13 protein-coding genes are annotated in these 17,298 nt (G+C 66.9%); 8 read left to right on the forward strand and 5 right to left on the reverse strand.

Going from position 1 to position 17,298, the window contains the following annotated elements; all coding sequences use genetic code 11:
- Nucleotides 1-19 precede the first annotated feature (19 nt).
- From hutH to AB0M74_RS08180, 5 genes are all read left to right on the forward strand, one after another.
- A complete protein-coding gene (gene hutH / locus AB0M74_RS08160; protein WP_364903197.1) occupies nucleotides 20-1,567 on the forward strand; it encodes a histidine ammonia-lyase in 1,548 nt (515 codons plus the stop codon).
- 191 nt (nucleotides 1,568-1,758) lie between these two features.
- Complete coding sequence (gene hutU / locus AB0M74_RS08165; protein ID WP_364903200.1) at nucleotides 1,759-3,411, forward strand: urocanate hydratase; 1,653 nt, start codon at nucleotides 1,759-1,761, stop codon at nucleotides 3,409-3,411.
- A 67-nt stretch (nucleotides 3,412-3,478) separates the two neighbouring features.
- A complete protein-coding gene (locus tag AB0M74_RS08170) occupies nucleotides 3,479-4,678 on the forward strand; it encodes an allantoate amidohydrolase (RefSeq protein WP_364903203.1) in 1,200 nt (399 codons plus the stop codon).
- A gap of 88 nt (nucleotides 4,679-4,766) precedes the next feature.
- Nucleotides 4,767-6,071 carry a formimidoylglutamate deiminase gene (locus tag AB0M74_RS08175; protein ID WP_364903206.1) on the forward strand — a complete coding sequence of 435 codons (1,305 nt, stop codon included), beginning with the start codon at nucleotides 4,767-4,769 and terminating at the stop codon, nucleotides 6,069-6,071.
- A 204-nt stretch (nucleotides 6,072-6,275) separates the two neighbouring features.
- Complete coding sequence (locus AB0M74_RS08180; RefSeq protein ID WP_364903209.1) at nucleotides 6,276-6,905, forward strand: hypothetical protein; 630 nt, start codon at nucleotides 6,276-6,278, stop codon at nucleotides 6,903-6,905.
- Between the two features lie 4 nt (nucleotides 6,906-6,909).
- Here the strand turns inward: AB0M74_RS08180 and AB0M74_RS08185 are convergent, their stop codons facing one another.
- Nucleotides 6,910-7,812 (reverse strand): dienelactone hydrolase family protein, encoded by a 903-nt coding sequence (locus AB0M74_RS08185; protein ID WP_364903212.1) that lies wholly within the window; start codon nucleotides 7,810-7,812, stop codon nucleotides 6,910-6,912.
- Nucleotides 7,813-7,821: 9 nt separating this feature from the next.
- Nucleotides 7,822-8,313: a MarR family transcriptional regulator gene (locus tag AB0M74_RS08190; protein ID WP_364903214.1), complete on the reverse strand. Its 492-nt coding sequence runs from the start codon at nucleotides 8,311-8,313 to the stop codon at nucleotides 7,822-7,824.
- An 84-nt stretch (nucleotides 8,314-8,397) separates the two neighbouring features.
- Here AB0M74_RS08190 and AB0M74_RS08195 point away from each other — a divergent pair, with 84 nt between their 5' ends.
- Nucleotides 8,398-10,221 carry an ABC transporter ATP-binding protein gene (locus AB0M74_RS08195; RefSeq protein ID WP_364903216.1) on the forward strand — a complete coding sequence of 608 codons (1,824 nt, stop codon included), beginning with the start codon at nucleotides 8,398-8,400 and terminating at the stop codon, nucleotides 10,219-10,221.
- A 118-nt stretch (nucleotides 10,222-10,339) separates the two neighbouring features.
- Here AB0M74_RS08195 and AB0M74_RS08200 read toward each other — a convergent pair whose 3' ends face one another.
- Nucleotides 10,340-11,347, reverse strand: coding sequence for a PQQ-dependent sugar dehydrogenase (locus AB0M74_RS08200; protein WP_364903219.1), 1,008 nt, complete (start codon nucleotides 11,345-11,347; stop codon nucleotides 10,340-10,342).
- A gap of 486 nt (nucleotides 11,348-11,833) precedes the next feature.
- Between AB0M74_RS08200 and AB0M74_RS08205 the strand changes: the two genes are divergently transcribed.
- Nucleotides 11,834-12,061 (forward strand): hypothetical protein, encoded by a 228-nt coding sequence (locus tag AB0M74_RS08205; protein ID WP_364903222.1) that lies wholly within the window; start codon nucleotides 11,834-11,836, stop codon nucleotides 12,059-12,061.
- 34 nt (nucleotides 12,062-12,095) lie between these two features.
- Here the strand turns inward: AB0M74_RS08205 and AB0M74_RS08210 are convergent, their stop codons facing one another.
- Complete coding sequence (locus AB0M74_RS08210; RefSeq protein WP_364903225.1) at nucleotides 12,096-13,892, reverse strand: protein kinase; 1,797 nt, start codon at nucleotides 13,890-13,892, stop codon at nucleotides 12,096-12,098.
- 88 nt (nucleotides 13,893-13,980) lie between these two features.
- Nucleotides 13,981-14,865: a bile acid:sodium symporter family protein gene (locus AB0M74_RS08215; RefSeq protein WP_364903227.1), complete on the reverse strand. Its 885-nt coding sequence runs from the start codon at nucleotides 14,863-14,865 to the stop codon at nucleotides 13,981-13,983.
- A 219-nt stretch (nucleotides 14,866-15,084) separates the two neighbouring features.
- Here AB0M74_RS08215 and AB0M74_RS08220 point away from each other — a divergent pair, with 219 nt between their 5' ends.
- Entirely contained in the window at nucleotides 15,085-17,142 is a 2,058-nt protein-coding gene (locus AB0M74_RS08220; protein WP_364903229.1) for a CocE/NonD family hydrolase, read from the forward strand.
- The last annotated feature ends 156 nt before the right edge of the window (nucleotides 17,143-17,298 follow it).

A 17,298-nucleotide genomic window follows, 5' to 3' on the forward strand; every position in this document is an offset into this window, starting at 1 on the left:
CGCCCTGTGGAATGGACATATGCCGGATGCCACGCAGTTACCGACGGTCGAGTTGGACGGGCCGTTGACCATGGAGCGGGTCGTCGCCGTCGCGCGCCTCGGTGCGAAGGTCCGATTCAGCGAGGCCGCCGAGAAACGCCTGACCTCGGCCCGCCAGCACGTCGATGCGCTGGCCGCGGGAAGTGTCCCGACCTACGGCGTGTCCACCGGCTTCGGCGCGCTCGCGACCCGCCACATTCCGCCGGAGAGCCGCGCCGCATTGCAACGCTCGCTGATCCGCTCGCACGCCGCAGGCGCAGGCCCTGCGGTCGAGCCGGAAGTGGTGCGCGCCATGATGCTGCTGCGCCTGCGCACCCTGGCCACCGGGCACACCGGTGTGCGGCCGGAAACCGCGGTCACCCTGGCCGCCGTGATCAACGCGGGCATCACCCCGATCGTGCACGAATTCGGCTCCCTCGGCTGCTCCGGCGACCTCGCGCCGCTGGCCGCGGTGGCACTGGCCCTGATGGGGGAGGGTGAAGTCATCGATTCCGCGGGCGTCGTGGTCGCGGCAGCAACGGCGTTGCGCGCCAACGGAATCGATCCGATCGTTCTCGCCGAGAAAGAGGGCCTCGCGCTCACCAACGGCACCGACGGCATGCTCGGCATGCTGGTCCTCGCACTCGCCGACCTGCACCGCCTGCTCGATATCGCCGACCTGACGGCCGCTATGAGCGTGGAGGCATTGCTGGGCACCGACCGAGTGTTCGCTGAGGACCTGCAGGCGCTGCGCCCGCATCCCGGTCAAGCGTGCTCGGCGCGGCGCATGCTGGCCGCCCTCGCCGGTTCCGAGATTGTTGCCAGCCACCGCGGCCCTGACTGCAACCGCGTGCAAGACGCCTACTCGCTGCGCTGCGCGCCGCAAGTACACGGCGCCGCACGCGACACCGTCAGCCACGCGGCGACCGTCGCCGAGCGAGAGTTGGCCGCCGCCATCGACAATCCCGTGGTGCTCGCCGACGGTCGGCTGGAATCCAATGGCAATTTCCACGGCGCCCCGATCGCCTACGTCCTCGACTTCCTCGCCATCCCGGTGGCCGATGTGGCGAGCATGTCCGAGCGCCGCACCGATCGGATGCTGGATGTCGCCCGCTCCCACGGCCTTCCGGCTTTTCTGGCCGAGGATCCCGGCGTCGACTCCGGTCATATGATCGCCCAGTACACCCAGGCGGGCATCGTCAGCGAACTCAAGCGGCTCGCCGCACCCGCATCGGTCGACTCGATCCCCAGCAGCGCCATGCAGGAGGATCATGTCTCGATGGGTTGGTCGGCGGCACGCAAGCTGCGCAGGGCGGTAGCGGGACTGACCTCGGTCCTCGCGGTGGAATACCTGACCGCCGCACGAGCACTCGACCTGCGCGCCCCGTTGCGTCCTGCTCCGGCCACCGCCGCGGCCCTGGCGTTGCTGCGCACCAAGGTCGGCGGCCCTGGTCCCGACCGCCACTTGGCCCCCGAGATCGCGGCAGCCACCGACCTCATCGCCTCCGGTGAACTACTGCGTGCAATAGCCCCCCACCTGGGTCCATAACCGATTCCCTCCCCAGGGAGACATCTGATGGCACAACCCCTTCCCACCCAGCGCTCTACCAGCCCGTGCCACCCGTCCACGCTCTCGCTGTGCTCGATCGGTCGTCGCGAAGCGGGCGGCACACCGTCGACGGGCCTTCTCGACGTCGGCCGTAGCACTGTGCCACTCGACCATGGAAGGAAGTCGTTGTGATGGGACGGTTGGTACGGGCACCTCGGGGGACCGGGTTGAGCGCGCGGAATTGGCAGGCCGAGGCGGCGCTGCGGATGCTGCACAACAACCTGGATCCCGACGTGGCCGAGCGGCCGGAGGATCTGGTTGTGTACGGCGGAACCGGAAAGGCGGCTCGGGACTGGGCCAGTTTCGATGCGATCAGCCGATGCCTGACAACGCTCGAGGCGGACGAGACGCTGCTGGTGCAGTCGGGAAAGCCGGTGGGGGTATTCCGGACCAACGAGTGGGCGCCACGGGTGTTGATCACCAACTCGAATCTGGTGGGCGACTGGGCGAACTGGCCGGAGTTCCGGCGGCTGGAGGCGCTCGGTCTGACCATGTACGGGCAGATGACCGCGGGTTCATGGATCTATATCGGCACGCAGGGCATCCTGCAGGGTACCTACGAGACCTTCGCCGCCGTGGCGGACAAGCGATTCGGCGGCAGTCTCGCGGGCACCCTCACCGTGACGGCAGGGCTCGGCGGCATGGGTGGCGCGCAGCCGCTGGCGATCACCATGAACGGCGGTGTGGCACTGGTGGTCGAATGTGATCCGGCACGCGCGCAGCGGCGGGTGCACGACCGCTACCTCGACGAGATCGCCGATGATTTCGACGATGCGGTGGCCAGGGTCTCGGCAGCGCGTGAGCAGCGAAGGGCGTTGTCGGTCGGACTGATCGGCAATGCCGCCGAGGTGCTGCCGAAACTGCTGGAGGCCGGTCTCGAGGTCGACATCGTCACCGACCAGACCTCTGCGCACGACCCGCTTGCCTACTTGCCACGCGGCGTCGATCTCGACGACTGGTCGGACTACGCGGCGAAGAAGCCGGACGAATTCACCGATCGGGCTCGGGAATCCATGGCCGATCACGTCGACGCGATGCTCGGGTTCCTCGATCGCGGTGCGGAAGTCTTCGACTACGGCAACTCACTGCGCGGCGAGGCCGAGCTCGGCGGGTGCGCACGGGCCTTCGACTTCCCGGGGTTCGTGCCCGCCTACATCCGTCCCCTGTTCTGCGAGGGCAAAGGGCCGTTCCGGTGGGTCGCACTGTCGGGGGACCCGGCGGACATCGCCGCGACCGACCGAGCGATCCTGGATCTGTTCCCCGACAACGAATCGCTGCGTCGGTGGATCACGCTGGCTGGGGAACGCGTTGCCTTCCAAGGACTTCCGGCACGGATCTGTTGGCTCGGCTACGGCGAGCGACACCTGGCAGGGCTGCGCTTCAACGAGATGGTGGCCAGCGGTGAATTGCGCGCGCCCGTCGTGATCGGGCGTGACCACTTGGACTCCGGCAGCGTCGCATCCCCCTACCGCGAGACCGAGTCGATGGCCGACGGATCCGACGCCATCGCCGACTGGCCACTGCTCAACGCCCTTGTCAACACCGCCTCCGGTGCGAGCTGGGTGTCCATCCACCACGGCGGCGGCGTCGGGATGGGCCGCTCCATCCACGCCGGACAGGTCTGTGTGGCCGACGGGACCTCGCTGGCCGCGCAGAAGATCGAGCGGGTATTGACCAACGACCCTGGCACGGGCGTCATCCGGCATGTGGACGCCGGATACGAACGTGCCGGTGTGGTCGCCGCAGAACGCGGGGTCCGGATACCTATGCAGGAGGGTAAGTGATTGCGGAACAAGTGATCTCGTGTGCCCGAACGAGCGGTGTGCCGCATCGGTTGGTCGGTGCACGGGCATGAGCGCCGATCGACTATTGCGCGAGATCGCCGATGTCGGCCGTGATGCCGGCCGCGGTGGCTATTCGCGGCATGCGTTCGACGATGCGGAATTGACACTGCGCCAGTGGTTCATCGAGCAGGCAGGTATGCGCGGGCTCGCGGTGCGCACCGATCGCAATGGCAATATCTGGGCGTGGTGGGGACGACCGCAGCGGGGTGCTGTGGTCACCGGCAGTCACCTCGATTCGGTTCCGGGAGGTGGTGCGTTCGATGGTCCGCTCGGCGTCGCGAGTGCCATCGCCGCCGTAGATATTCTGCGCGCCAAGGGTTTCAGCCCAACCAAGCCCTTGGCGCTGCTGGTGTTCGCGGAGGAGGAGGGCGGCCGGTTCGGCGTGCCGTGCCTGGGCTCCCGGCTGCTGACCGGAGCACTCGACGCGGATCGGGCCAGGGGGTTGCGCGACACCGAGGGCATCACCCTCGCCGAAGCCGCCGCGAAAGCCGGGCACGACCCCGAGCGTTTCGGTGCCGATCCCGAATCGCTCTCCATGATCGGCTGTTTCATCGAGCTACACGTGGAGCAGGGCCGCGGCCTCATCGACATGGACAGCCCGGTCGCCACCGGCAGCTCCATCATCGCGCACGGCCGCTACCGATTCTCTTTCTCCGGGCAGGGCAACCACGCGGGCGCGACCCTGATCGCGGACCGTCACGACCCCATGCTGCCCGCCGCCGCGGTGATCGCCGCCGCCCGCCGTGCCGCTGCCGCCGCCCGCGATGCCAGAGCGACTGTGGGACGACTCGTCCCGGTTCCCGGCGGCACCAATGTGATCGCCTCGACTGTCGATCTCTGGCTCGACGCCCGAGTACCGGGTGCAGGCCGCACCGCCGCCCTCGTCGACGATATCGCCGAAGTCGCGCGCATCGCGGCGGCCGAGGAGGGTTGTAGGGTGACCATCACCGAGGAATCCTATTCGGACGATGTGGTTTTCGACGAACCGCTGCGTCGCAGGATGGACAGGGTACTCGGCGGCGTTCCCGCATTGCCCACCGGAGCGGGACATGACGCGGGGATCCTCGCGGCACACGTCCCCGCCGGGATGCTCTACGTGCGTAACCCGACCGGCATCAGCCACGCCCCGGAAGAACACGCGGAACCGATCGACGTGGATTTCGGTGCGGTGAGCCTCGCGCACGTGCTGGAGGAATTAGCCGGATGAGCAGCTGGGGGACCGGATATCGCTACCGGGCAGACGATTTCGCCCTACGCGAGTCTCCGGTGCGCGTGCCGCGAGAGGAGCCGATCGGATGAGCGTGTATTGGGCCGAGTACGCGTGGTTGCCGCACGGTCTCGCGCAGTCGGTGTCCCTCGAGGTCGACGGTCCGGTGATCCGCTCGGTGGCGGTCGGCACCGAGCGGTCGGGGAAAATTCTGGCGGGGCTGACCATTCCCGGATTCGCCAATGCGCATTCGCACGCCTTCCACCGAGTGCTGCGTGGGCGCACCCAGCATGATCGCGGCACCTTCTGGACGTGGCGGGAACGGATGTATACCGTCGCCGCGCGGCTGGATCCCGATTCGTATTACCGGCTGGCGCGTGGGGTATACGCCGAGATGGTGCTCGCGGGGTACACAAGTGTCGGCGAGTTCCACTACCTGCATCACGGGCCGAACGGTGCGCGCTACGACGATCCGAACGCGATGAGCGCGGCCTTGGCGGCCGCCGCCGTGGATGCGGGTATCCGACTCACCCTGCTCGACACCTGTTATCTGTCCGGCGGATTCGGCTGGAAACTCGATGAACATCAACGGCGGTTCAGCGATGGCGATGTCGGCGCCTGGGCCGAACGCGCCGCGGCGTTCGTCCCGAAGACCGACCTCGTGCGCACCGGGGTGGCCGCGCACTCGGTGCGGGCAGTGCCGCCCGCGGCGCTGCGGGTCGTCGCACAACAGGCAGCGGGCGGGCCGGTGCACGTCCACCTGTCCGAACAACCCGCGGAGAATCGCGATTGTCTTGCCGCACACGGCCGTACCCCGACCGCGCTGCTCGCCGAGACCGGGATGCTCGGACCTCGGACGACCGCCGTGCACGCGACACATGTGACGGCCGCGGATATTCGGCTGCTCGCCGGAATGCGTGCAGGCGTGTGCTTCTGCCCGACCACCGAACGCGATCTCGGCGACGGCATCGGTCCCGGGCGGGCGCTTGCCGACGCCGGCGTACGGCTGTGCCTCGGCAGCGACAGTCACGCGGTGGTGGACGCCTTCGAGGAATGGCGGGCGCTCGAGCTGAACGAACGCTTGGTCAGCCGATCGCGCGGACGTTTCGGACCGGCGCAGTTGTACAGCGCGGCAACGGATCACGGCTCGATCGGCTGGCCGGAGGTCGGGCGAATCGAAGCGGGCGCGGCAGCGGACCTGGTGACCGTCGACCTCGACTCGGTGCGCACCACGGGTGCCGACCCCGCCGCCGCGCTGTACGCAGCCACCGCAAGCGACGTGCGTGAGGTTCTGGTGGCGGGCAAGGTTGTTGTCTCCGCGCACCGGCATCTGCGGTTGGAGTCTCCGGAAGCGGTACTGCGAGACGAGATAGCGGCGTTGTTGCGAGCGTGAACAGCGGTGGTTTCACTGCTGGTCGTCGACATGTCGAGGGGTGCACGCGTCAGCCCGATGTGTCGGTCTAGGATACGAATCGAGCTGCGGCTCTTTCTATCCCGGTGGCGGTGTCTGTACCCGCAACTGTCATAGGCGCCGGATCGTTTTTGATGGTCACGATGTCCAGAGGGTCGAGAGCTCAGAAGGGAAGTGTTCCGAACGATGCTCAATCTCAGTAGGTCACGGCTGCGTACCACCGCAGCGGCAATCATGGTGATGGTGCCGATTCTCGTGGCGGCTACCGGGTGTTCGGGTGATCAGGACGGCCAAGCGACGGTAACGTCGACATCCACCAGCAGGGTGGCCTCGACCAGCAGCTCGTCCGCATCGACGACGGTGACGACGAGTCGGGAAATCCCGGGCTCTGCCGGTCCTGCGGTGCAACCCGCCCCTGGGCAGCAGCCGAGCACCGGCACCTACGTCAAGTGCACGGACCAGATCAATTACGCGGGTGATCCGCGGTCGAACGCGGAAATCAATGTGCTCGGTGAGCAGACGGGGCAGTGTCCCGCGCCGCTGGGGTCGCCGCCTGCAGACACGTATGTGAAGTGCACCGATCAGATCAATTACGCGGGTGATCCGCGGTCGAACGCCGAGATCAATGTGCTCGGTGAGCAGACGGGGCAGTGCCCTGCACCGCAGGTGCCGACCACGGAGTCACCGGCTCCACAGTCGACGACCGCGGAGTCGCCCGCGCCGCAGACCTCGACCACGGAGTCACCGGCTCCACCGTCGACGACCGCGGAGTCACCGGCACCGCAGACCTCGACCACCCAGGCGCCGACCACTTAGCCGTCTAGCCGAGCCACCCGGCGTACCAATCCACCACCCGCCGCCAGGCGTCGTTCGCCGCAGCCGGGTTGTACCTCGGGCCGGTGTCGTTGAAGAACGCGTGGTCGGCCTCCGGTGCCATGAACACCTCGAATGGCAGGTCAGCGTGGTTCAACGCCGCTTCTGCGCCGGGCCGCGACGCGTTGATGCGAGCGTCGAGCCCGGCGTAGACGGCCAGCACCGCGGCCTTGGACCCGGAGAGGTTCCCGCCGTCCGGGAAGGGGCCGTAGAACGGGGTGGCCGCGGCCAATTTCGGGGTGCCGGACGTCAGTAGCAACCACACCAGGCCGCCGCCGAAGCAGAAGCCGGTGGCGCCGATCTTCTTACCCGGCGCTCGCCGTTCCAGTTCGTCGATCCCGGCGCGCAAGTCGGCGACCAACTGGTCCTGCGGGATCTTGCTGAGTGCGGCGGTGGCAGCGGCCGGGTCGGTGAAGGTGGCGGTGCCGCCCGCCTCGGAGAGCAGGTCGACGGCGAGCGCGGAATACCCGACGCCTGCGAATCGTCCTGCCACCGAACGGATGTGGTCGGTGAGGCCCTTGTTCTCATGGATGACAAGTACCGTGCCGCGTGGCCGGGCCGCCGCCGCCCAGGCGCCCTGTAACTCGCGACCGTCGGGGCCGGAAAACGTCACCGTTGTGGTGGGTACCGCGGTGCTCATCCCCGGCGTCGTCGGTACGGCCGAACCGCTCGTCGATGGCGCCTGATCGGCGGACCGGCCATCGTTCGAACATGCGGCGAGCAACGCGGACGCCGTGGGCGTGCCCACGCCGAGCAGTCCGAGCCTGCGCAGGGCCTCGCGGCGGGTCAGCAACCCGTCGGCATGGTCGGCAGCGATTTCTTCGACGATATAGCGCTGCAGCGGCGTCATGGACAAAGCCTAGGGCCGAAGTCCGCGTGCCCGGGTGTCTTTCTTCGATCGTTCGGCAGGACCGGCCGGCTGACAGCCATCGACCGTGTCGAGGGTGGCCAGCAGGTGGCGAAGGGTTTCGCGTTCGTCGGAGGAGAGCGCGGAGAAGAGTTCTTCGGCGGCCGCGCGACGGGCCGCCGACATCCGGGACAGGGCGGCGGTGCCTGCGTCGGTGAGGGTGACCAGGGTGGACCGTCGGTTGGACGGGTCGGGGGCGCGGGCGACAAGACCGGTGGACTCGAGGGCGTCGACGACCGTGGTGGCCGAGCGTGGAACGATATCCAGCCGTTCGGCTAGCCCAGCCATCCGTAGCGGCTCGCCGTGGCGGGCGATGATGCGCAGCGCGCGGGCTTGGGCGGGGGTCAGGCCGAGCGGTGCGAGACGGGCCGACTGGTTGCGGCGGATCCGCTTGGCCGCGCGCAGGAACAGTTCGGGCAGGTCACTTTCGGGAGCGGTGTCCACAAAGCTGAGCCTAGCTCATTGTTCAATGGAATAATTGTGAGCCACGCTCAGTTGTATGGGCAGTTTCCGCGAAAGGAGGCGCCTGTGCAGCCCCCACCCTCTCAACTCGGTCGGATCGTCCGGCTGTTCCGGCCCTATCGGGCCCGTTTGGCGCTGGTCGCCGCGCTGGTCGGCCTGTCGTCCATCGTCTCGCTCGCCTCGCCGTTCATGCTGCGTGGTGTTCTCGATGAGGCGCTGCCCAACGGCCGCACCGGTCTGCTGACCCTGCTGGCCGCGGGCATGGTCGCGGTGGCGGCGACGACCAGCGTTTTCGGCGTGCTCCAGACCTATATCTCGACCGCCGTCGGACAGAACGTCATGCACGACCTGCGCTCCGCGGTGTACGCCAGGCTGCAGCGCATGCCGCTGGCCTTCTTCACCGCGACCCGCACCGGCGAGGTGCAGTCCAGGATCGCCAATGACATCGGCGGCATGCAGTCGACGGTCACCTCGACCGCGACCTCGCTGGTCTCCAACTTCACCACTGTCGTCGCCTCGATCATCGCCATGATCGCGCTCGACTGGCGGCTGACCGCGGTGTCGCTGATCATGCTGCCGTTCTTCGTCTGGGTGAGTCGCCGTGTCGGCAACGAACGCAGGAAGATCACCGCGCAGCGACAGCAGAAGCTCGCAGGCATGTCGGCGATCGTGGAGGAATCTCTCTCGGTGAGCGGCATCCTGCTCGGCCGCACCATGGGCCGTTCGCCCGCGCTGATCGACAATTTCGCGCAGGAGTCACGTGGACTCGTCGACCTGGAGATCCGCTCGGGCATGGCCGGTCGCTGGCGGCAGTCGACGATCCAGATCGTCATGTCGGCGATGCCCGCCATCGTGTATTGGGCCGCCGGACTGACCGTCGCTACCGGGCATCCCCTGGTGTCGATCGGCACGCTGGTCGCCTTCACCACCCTGCAGAGCAGCTTGCTTCGGCCGATGGTGCAGCTGCTGTACACCGGTGTAGAGGTGCAGAGCTCGCTGGCATTGTTCGGACGCATCTTCGAGTACCTGGATCTGAAGCCCGACATCGAGGAGCCGCAACGGCCGCTGCCGCTGCCGCTGCCGAAGGCCGCGGGCGAGGTTCGATTCGAGCAGGTCGGCTTCTCCTACGGGTCCGGCACCCGGAATGTGTTGAGCGACATCGACATCACGGTGCCTGCCGGTAGCAGCCTGGCCGTGGTCGGCGAGACGGGTTCGGGCAAGACGACCCTCGGGTATCTCGTCGCACGGTTGTACGATGCCACCGCGGGCCGGGTCACGATCGACCGAACAGATGTGCGTGACTTGTCTTTCGCCGATCTCGCCGGCGCCGTGGGCGTGGTGTCCCAGGAGACCTATCTGTTCCACGCCTCGGTCGCCGACAACCTGCGCTTCGCCAAGCCCGATGCCACGGACGAGGAATTGCACGCCGCCGCACGGGCCGCGCAGATCCACGACCACATCGCGAGCCTGCCCGACGGATACGACACGATGGTCGGCGAGCGCGGCTACCGGTTCTCCGGCGGCGAGAAACAACGTCTCGCGGTCGCCAGGGTCATCCTGCGCAATCCGCCGATCCTGGTGCTGGACGAGGCGACCAGCGCGCTGGACACGCGAACCGAACGCGAAGTCCAGACCGCGATCGATGCCCTGTCGGAAGGCCGCACCACCATCACCATCGCTCACCGCCTGTCCACCATTCGAGCCGCGGACCAGATCGTGGTCCTCGACCGCGGTCGGATCGCCGAACGCGGAACCCATCGGCAGCTGGTGGAATCGAACGGTCGCTACGCCGAACTCCTTGCCCGCGACACGACGTTCGACGCCGAACGGGAGCTGTCCGAGGCGGAACTCGAATTGCTCGGTACGCCAGTAGTTTTCGACAAGGCGTGAGGAATGGAGAAAGGATCCCCGCGCAATGCTGTCGAGTCGAGGTCGCCGATCGGGAACGATGACGAATCTGCCGTGAGGGTCCCGGACTCGGCGAGTTCCACCGTGCGTGCGGCCTCGCTCAGCGTGCGGGGAAGCGGATGATCCGGTCGTCACCGGAGCGAATATCACCACGTCCGTCGGTATTGGACGTGGTGAGCCACAGTGCGCCGTCCGGTGCGGCCGCGACCGTGCGCAAGCGGCCGTAGTCTTCGAGCTGCGCCATGGGATCGCTCGCCACGCCGTCGTGAAGCATTGCAATCCACAGTCTTTCACCGCGGAGAGCCGCGACGTAGAGGGTGTCGGCGGCGATGGCGATGCCCGACGGCGATGCGTCCGAGGGGGCCCAGACGAGCTGTGGGTCGATGAATCCACGGCCGGCACCGCCCATGCCCTCGACCAGCGGCCAACCGTAATTGCGGCCGGGTTCGATCCGATTGATTTCATCGAAGGCGTCCTGCCCGAACTCGGCGGCGAATAGTCTGCCCGCGCGATCCCAGGCCAGGCCTTGCACATTGCGATGGCCGAGGCTGTACACCGGCGAGCCGGGGATCGGATTCCCCGGCGCGGGGCCGCCTTCGGGCGTGAGTCGCAGAATCTTGCCATTGGGGCTCGCGGGATCCTGCGCCCGCGCGCCCTGTCCACCGTCACCGGTGCCGACGTACAACATGTTGTCCGGGCCGAACGCGATCCGGCCACCATCGTGGCTATCGGCCTTCGCGATCCCGCCGAAGATTGCCTCGGGCTCCCCGTCGAGCCGGAACCGGACGATGCGGTTGTCGGTGTCGGCGGTGAAATACGCGTACACGTAACCGTTTTCGGCATACTGCGGCGAGATGGCCAAACCGAGCAGGCCACCTTCGCCCCGCGCGGCGACACCGGGGACCTTGTACACCTGCTGGGGGGCCCGGCCCGGAGACACCCGCAGGATGTGTCCGCTGTTGCGCTCCGCGACCAGTGCGTCGCCGCCGGGCAGAAAAGCCAGTCCCCAGGGGACTTCGATGTCGCGGGCGACGTCTTCCCCCGCGGTCAGGTCGGGAACTCCGGCAGGGTTGCTGCCGGTCGCCACGGTGGCGGTGCCGGCGGACACATTCGACTCGTAACCGGTGCCGCAGGCGGATATTGCACTCGCGACCAGAACCGCAATGGCCGCGATGCCCCGCCGCGTGTGTGACAGTCGGACAGGCTCTGGAGTGCGCAGGCCAGTTCTTCGAATCGGCATGAACCAGCGTTACACAGCCGAGCTCTTGCCGGCACGGACTTACTCGACCCATCGGAAGTTGTGGTCGAACGGTGTCGCAGTTGCTCGTGCTCACGGGTAGCTGAAGGCCTGGTTTTTCCGGCGGAACACCGCTGGGCGGGGGCAGAAAACCTCGTGCGGTAGGAGGCGCAGGATCTTCTGTCATCGGGGAGCTCATCGGCGAACATTCTGTGCCACATGCGATCTTGACGAGAGTTCGGTAATTCATGCCACGATGCGATGTCAGGCCGTACTACGTTCTTCGACATCGATGGCGGAGGCCTATTGGCTTTCGATCGACCGGGGCCACACGCGTCCACAGGGGAAGGGGAGTCGATGAGGAGAATCGCAGTAGCCGCCTGTTTTGTGCTAGGAGTGGCGGCACAATCTGCTGGTTTCGGTGTGACAATTGCGGCGGCAGAGACATTGGCCGAGTATTGTGCGACACCGGGCGAAATTGATATCCCTGAATATGTGAACTACTGCTGCTCCCAGTATGTCGATAACCAGCTTCCAGCAATCCCGGAAGTCCAGAAAAAATGGGGCAATCGCTGTCGTCGGTGAGCGCACGTTCACTGTTTGTCCAGGTAGTGGCTGGTCAGCGTCGGGACAGGGTTCCGATCATTTCGCCCAGGACGCCACGGGTTCGGTACGACAGCGTGCCGTCCGGTCGGAGTTCCAGTTGGGAGGTCGACCCTTCATCATTGCAGCCGCCGCTGTTTTCGGTCAGCCGGGCTGTCAGGGTGATCCGACTAGCGGACGACTCGGTCAGTGTCTCCGCTCGTCCACACCGGAGGCCGATGAGTTTGCCGGCGTTGGAAGAGTCACCGACACGCTCACCGATTGATCCTGCATTGAGCGTCAGTGAAATCTCGTAGGAGCCCAACCCATCTTTGGCTACCCCGGCCCAATGGCCGACGAACTCCGTCGGCAGGTCGTTCACGCTGGTGGGGGTGCTGGAAGTCGTGGGTGTTTCCCGTTCGGATGACTCCGGCCGCGAGGTGCTGACCACCACCGGTGGCGCGGCTGTGATGGGCGTTCCGGGAGGTTCGTCCTTCAGCTGGCCGCCGATGACGAACCCGCCGACGGCAATTGCCACTGCCACCACGAGAAGACCGGTGATCAGCCCGACGCGACGGCCACCCGATTTGCCGTTCGGCCGCGCATTTTCGGAACGTGAAGAACTCCGCGCACCCTGGGCCGGTATGGGCTGGCCAGGCCGGTCCGTACCGCCTGTGTAGGACCCGGTGCCTTGCTGCCAGGCCTGATTCGGCGTCTGCGCGACATTGGACGGCGCCCCCTGCTTCAGAGTCCGATCCGTGCGCTGCGGCCGGTTCCCATAGGGCGGAGTGCCGTGCTGACCGTATGGAGGTGTGCCGCGTTGTCCGGCTCCGTAGGGCGGTGCCGCGTGCGGATCGGAGTGTGCCGGAGGCGAGTAGTTCAGCGCCTGTCGGGAGATCGTCGGAGCGGACCGCGACGGATCGGAGACCTGTCCGCGCAGCTCGTCCGGTACCCGAACCGGGCCGGAATCCAGGTCGAGCAGCTGTACCGCGCGCCTGCTGACTTCCTCGAGCACCGGCGCGGGCAGCCAGCCCGCGCGTTGGGGCACGCCGAGGTCGAGCAGCGCGGTATGCAGTTGCTGTGGCGTCGGGCGGGCGGCCTCGTCCTTGGCCAGGCAGGCGGCGACCAACGGGCGCAGCCGCGGTGGCACGCCGTCGAGCTGCGGCTCCTCATAGACCACGCGAAACAGCATCTGGACCGTCTCACCGACACCGAACGGCCCGTGTCCGGTCGCCGCGAACACCAGTACACCGCCGAGTGCGAAGACGTCACCCGCCGGACCGACCGGCTTGCCGAGCACCTGCTCCGGGCACATGAAGCTCGGTGAGCCGATGACGCTGCCCGTGGTGGTGAGCGCACTGTCCTCGACCGCACGGGCGATGCCGAAATCGATCACCTTGGGGCCGTCGATGGCGAGCAGCACATTGGACGGCTTGAGGTCGCGGTGCACCACCCCGGCCTCGTGCACCGCGATCAACGCCTCGGTCAAGCCGTGCGCGAGGACCAGCAGCGGGTTCTCGGTGAACGTGCCGAATTGCTCGACCGCCTCGGTCAGCGAGAATCCGGCCACATAGCCGGTCGCCAGCCACGGCGGATCGGCGTCGACGTCCGCGTCGAGCACTGCGGCGGTGAACTGACCGCCGACGCGCCGCGCGGCGGTGACCTCGCGGCGGAAACGCTCGCGGAACTGCGTATCGCCGATGAGATCCGGCCGGATGACCTTCACCGCGACGGTGCGGCCACCCGAACTGCGCCCGAGGTACACCCGGCCCATCCCGCCCGAGCCGAGCAGGCCGAGCAGGCGGTAGTCGCCGATCCGCGTCGGATCGTCCATGTCAAGCGGTCGCATCGCGACGTCGGTTTCCCTTCGGATCGAATTCGAACTCCCGAAAGGCTACCCACCTGCCGACCGGGGTGTTCGCTCACGTGGACGCGAGCTCTGCCGCAGGGGTGCTGCGAACACGTCGGGCCAGCAGATACGCCGCGATCACGGCGGGGATGTTCATCAGCACTCCGTACACGGCGGGCGGTACCGCCATCGCGCTGTTGTGCAGAACCGTCGACGCGACGGCGATGGCGAGCGCACCGTTGTGGATGCCGATTTCCATGGCCGAGGCGATCGCCTGGTCGGCGTCGACCGCGAAGAGTCTCGGCACCGTGTAGCCGATCACGAAGCTCAGGGTCGACAACACGAGGCTGATGGCGGCGAGCTTGCCGATGTTCTCGGTCAGGGTGTCGAATTCGCGGCCCACCGCCGCGACGACGACCAGCAGTAACACCACAGCCGACACGATCTTGACGTTCTTGCGCATCCGGTCGGCCCATGCGGTGAAACGGCGCTGCACCCACATGCCGATCGCGGCCGGGACCAGCACGATCGCGAATACCTGCAGGAACTTGTCCGGCCGCAGCCCGATGGACGCGTCTTCGGTCATGAACAGTGTGAACGCCAGCGTGACGACCAGCGGCAGGGTGAATACCGCGAGGACCGAGTTGATCGCCGTGAGAGTGATGTTCAAGGCCACATTGCCGCCCGCGATATGACTGAACAGATTGGCCGACGGACCGCCGGGCGCGGCAACGAGCAGCATCATGCCTGCGGCCAGCGCGCCTTCGAGCCGGAACAGATAGATCAGGCCGAGGCAGATCACGGGGAGCAGCACCATCTGGCACACCAGCGCGACGACGGCGGCCTTGGGATAGCGCAGGACGCGGGCGAAGTCGTCGATGGTCAGTGTCAGCCCGAGGCCGAACATCACCAGCGCCAGGGCAAGTGGCAAGAACACCGCGAAAATCGTTGAACCCATTCGGATCTCCTCGTTGCCGGACTAGATCGGATGTCGACGTTATCGACTCCGGCAGCGGGAAGCGAGTCGGCAGCGGACGCGACAATAGGGACGAATCGTGCGAAATGCGACGAATCGGCCAGGCCGCGCCTGCCCGATTATTCGCCCTCCGATTGCTAGGGTCGGACTCGCACTCAGGGTTGATGTTGTCGGCGTACCGCGTATCGCTCGAGGAGGGTCATGTTGTCGGGTCGTGCAGTGACACGGCAATTCGTCCACATGTTGCGAAAAGCGGTCGCGGTCGCCGCGGGCGCGACGATGGTCGTCGGCGCCGCCGGGACCGTGGTGGCGCAGGAAGCGACCGGCAGCACCCATACCGAGGAGTGGACCGCACTGCACGACGGTCCACAGCAGTATCCGGAGATCCACATCGACTGGGATGTCCCGATCCAGATGAGCGACGGAGTCGTGCTCAAAGCCAATGTGTATCGGCCGGCGGACTCCTCCGGCACGGTCGTCGAGCAGCCGTTGCCGACGATCGTGAACCTCACCCCGTACAGCAAGCTCCTGACCACCCTGGTCGATTCCGCGCTGGCCATCCCCGGTCTGCAGCCGCTGACCATGGATCTCGCCCGGCGCATCAATCTGTCAGGCACACCGATCAGCGGATTCGGCGACCTGCTACACGCACTCGACGGCGGCACGGTCCGGACGGTTCTCGGCGTCGACCACCACCTGATCCGCAGCGGATACACCCTCGTGGTCGCCGATGTCCGCGGTACCGGCTTCTCGCAGGGCAGCTGGGAAACGCTCGGCGAACGTGAGCAGCTCGACACCCGTGAGGTGATCCACTGGGCGTCGACCCAGCCGTGGTCGAACGGCGACATCGCGATGAGCGGCGGTTCCTATGCGGGGATCAACCAGTTGCGGGCGGCCGAAAATGCCCCGCTCGAGCTGAAAGCCATCTTCCCGGTCGAGCCGGGCAGCGACCTCATGCGCGATGTGGTCGCCCCGGGCGGCGGTGTCGGCACCACCTTCCTGCCGCTGTGGCTCAGCAATGTGAACCAGACGAAGCTGGTGCCCGACATTCAGTCGATGTTCAACGGCACTTTCGACTGGGAGTGGCTCCACGAACGCATGTCCGATCCGAACACGAACGTGGATCTGCTGATCCAGGCGCTGCTCACGCCGTCGCTCGACGACGTGCCGCCCGCTCTGGAAGCCGCGCTGGACGCCGACAGCTCCTTCCGCGAAGGCATCCTGGGGCATCCAGAGCGCATCACGGTGCCCACCTTCGTATACGGCGGCTGGCACGATATCTTCGCCAACAGTGCGACCAAGCTGTACAACGCCATCCCATTGCCCGCGGGTAAGAAGCAGCTCGTGGTCGGCGACACCTATCACGCGAATCCGGGGGCGGGCACCGGCTATGGTGTCGCCCCGCCGCGACTGGATGTGATGCAGCGGGTGTGGTTCGACAAGTGGCTCAAGGGAATCGACCACGGGATCAGTGATTTCGGCCCGATCAACATCTGGCAGCAGGGCGGCGGGTGGATCACCATGGCACAGTTCCCGCAGCACGACGTCAATCATCGCCGCGTCTACCTCTCCGCCGCACCCAGCGGCAGCACCGACGACAGCCTCCACGACGGATCACTGACGAGCGTGAAGCCGAAAGACCAGGCCACGCTGACGGTCGCGCCGGGACTGACCACGGTGTGCTCGCGTGACACCGCCCAGGGCTCGGCGGGCATGAGCGCGATACTCGACCTCTGCGCCAAGGACTCCCGCATCGCCGAAAGCAACGGGCTCACCTTCACCAGTGCACCGGTCACCGAGCCCACGGTGATCTCCGGCCCGATCAATGTGCACCTCAATACGATTCATGACGCGACCGACGGCTATTGGAACGTCACCATCAACGACGTCACTCCCGAGGGTGTCTCGACCGTCCTGAGCACCGGCCAGCTCACCGCTTCGATGCGCACCGTCGACGAGGCGAGGAGTGCGCGTTCGGCCAACGGCGACTACACCGCTCCGTACAACCCGATCACCATCGGCAGCTTGCACCCGGTGGTGGCGGGCACAGCGACACCACTGGATATCGCCGTCATACCCACCCAGGCCATACTCCAGCCCGGTCACCGCCTGCGTGTCGACGTCTTCGCCGGCAACTCGCCCAAGGCGCTGGCTTTCCGGCCCCTGCTCAACAACACCCAACTCAAGCCACAGCACCTGCGACTCGACCCGGCCGCGCCGAGCTTCGTGAACCTGCCGTCCAGCAGGCCGGTCGGCTGATCCATTGCTGGTGTGACATCACTGCGCGGCAATCGGTTTCGAGGTGGCCGAGACCGTCCTGGTCGAAGATCTGGCGGAGGCTGCGGGGGTGGCAGCTGCGGACTCGACGGGATGACTACCGACCGCTCGGCCGGATCCGACGCGCCCGGCACGATG

The organism is Nocardia sp. NPDC051463 (assembly GCF_040681975.1).
Taxonomy (GTDB): domain Bacteria; phylum Actinomycetota; class Actinomycetes; order Mycobacteriales; family Mycobacteriaceae; genus Nocardia.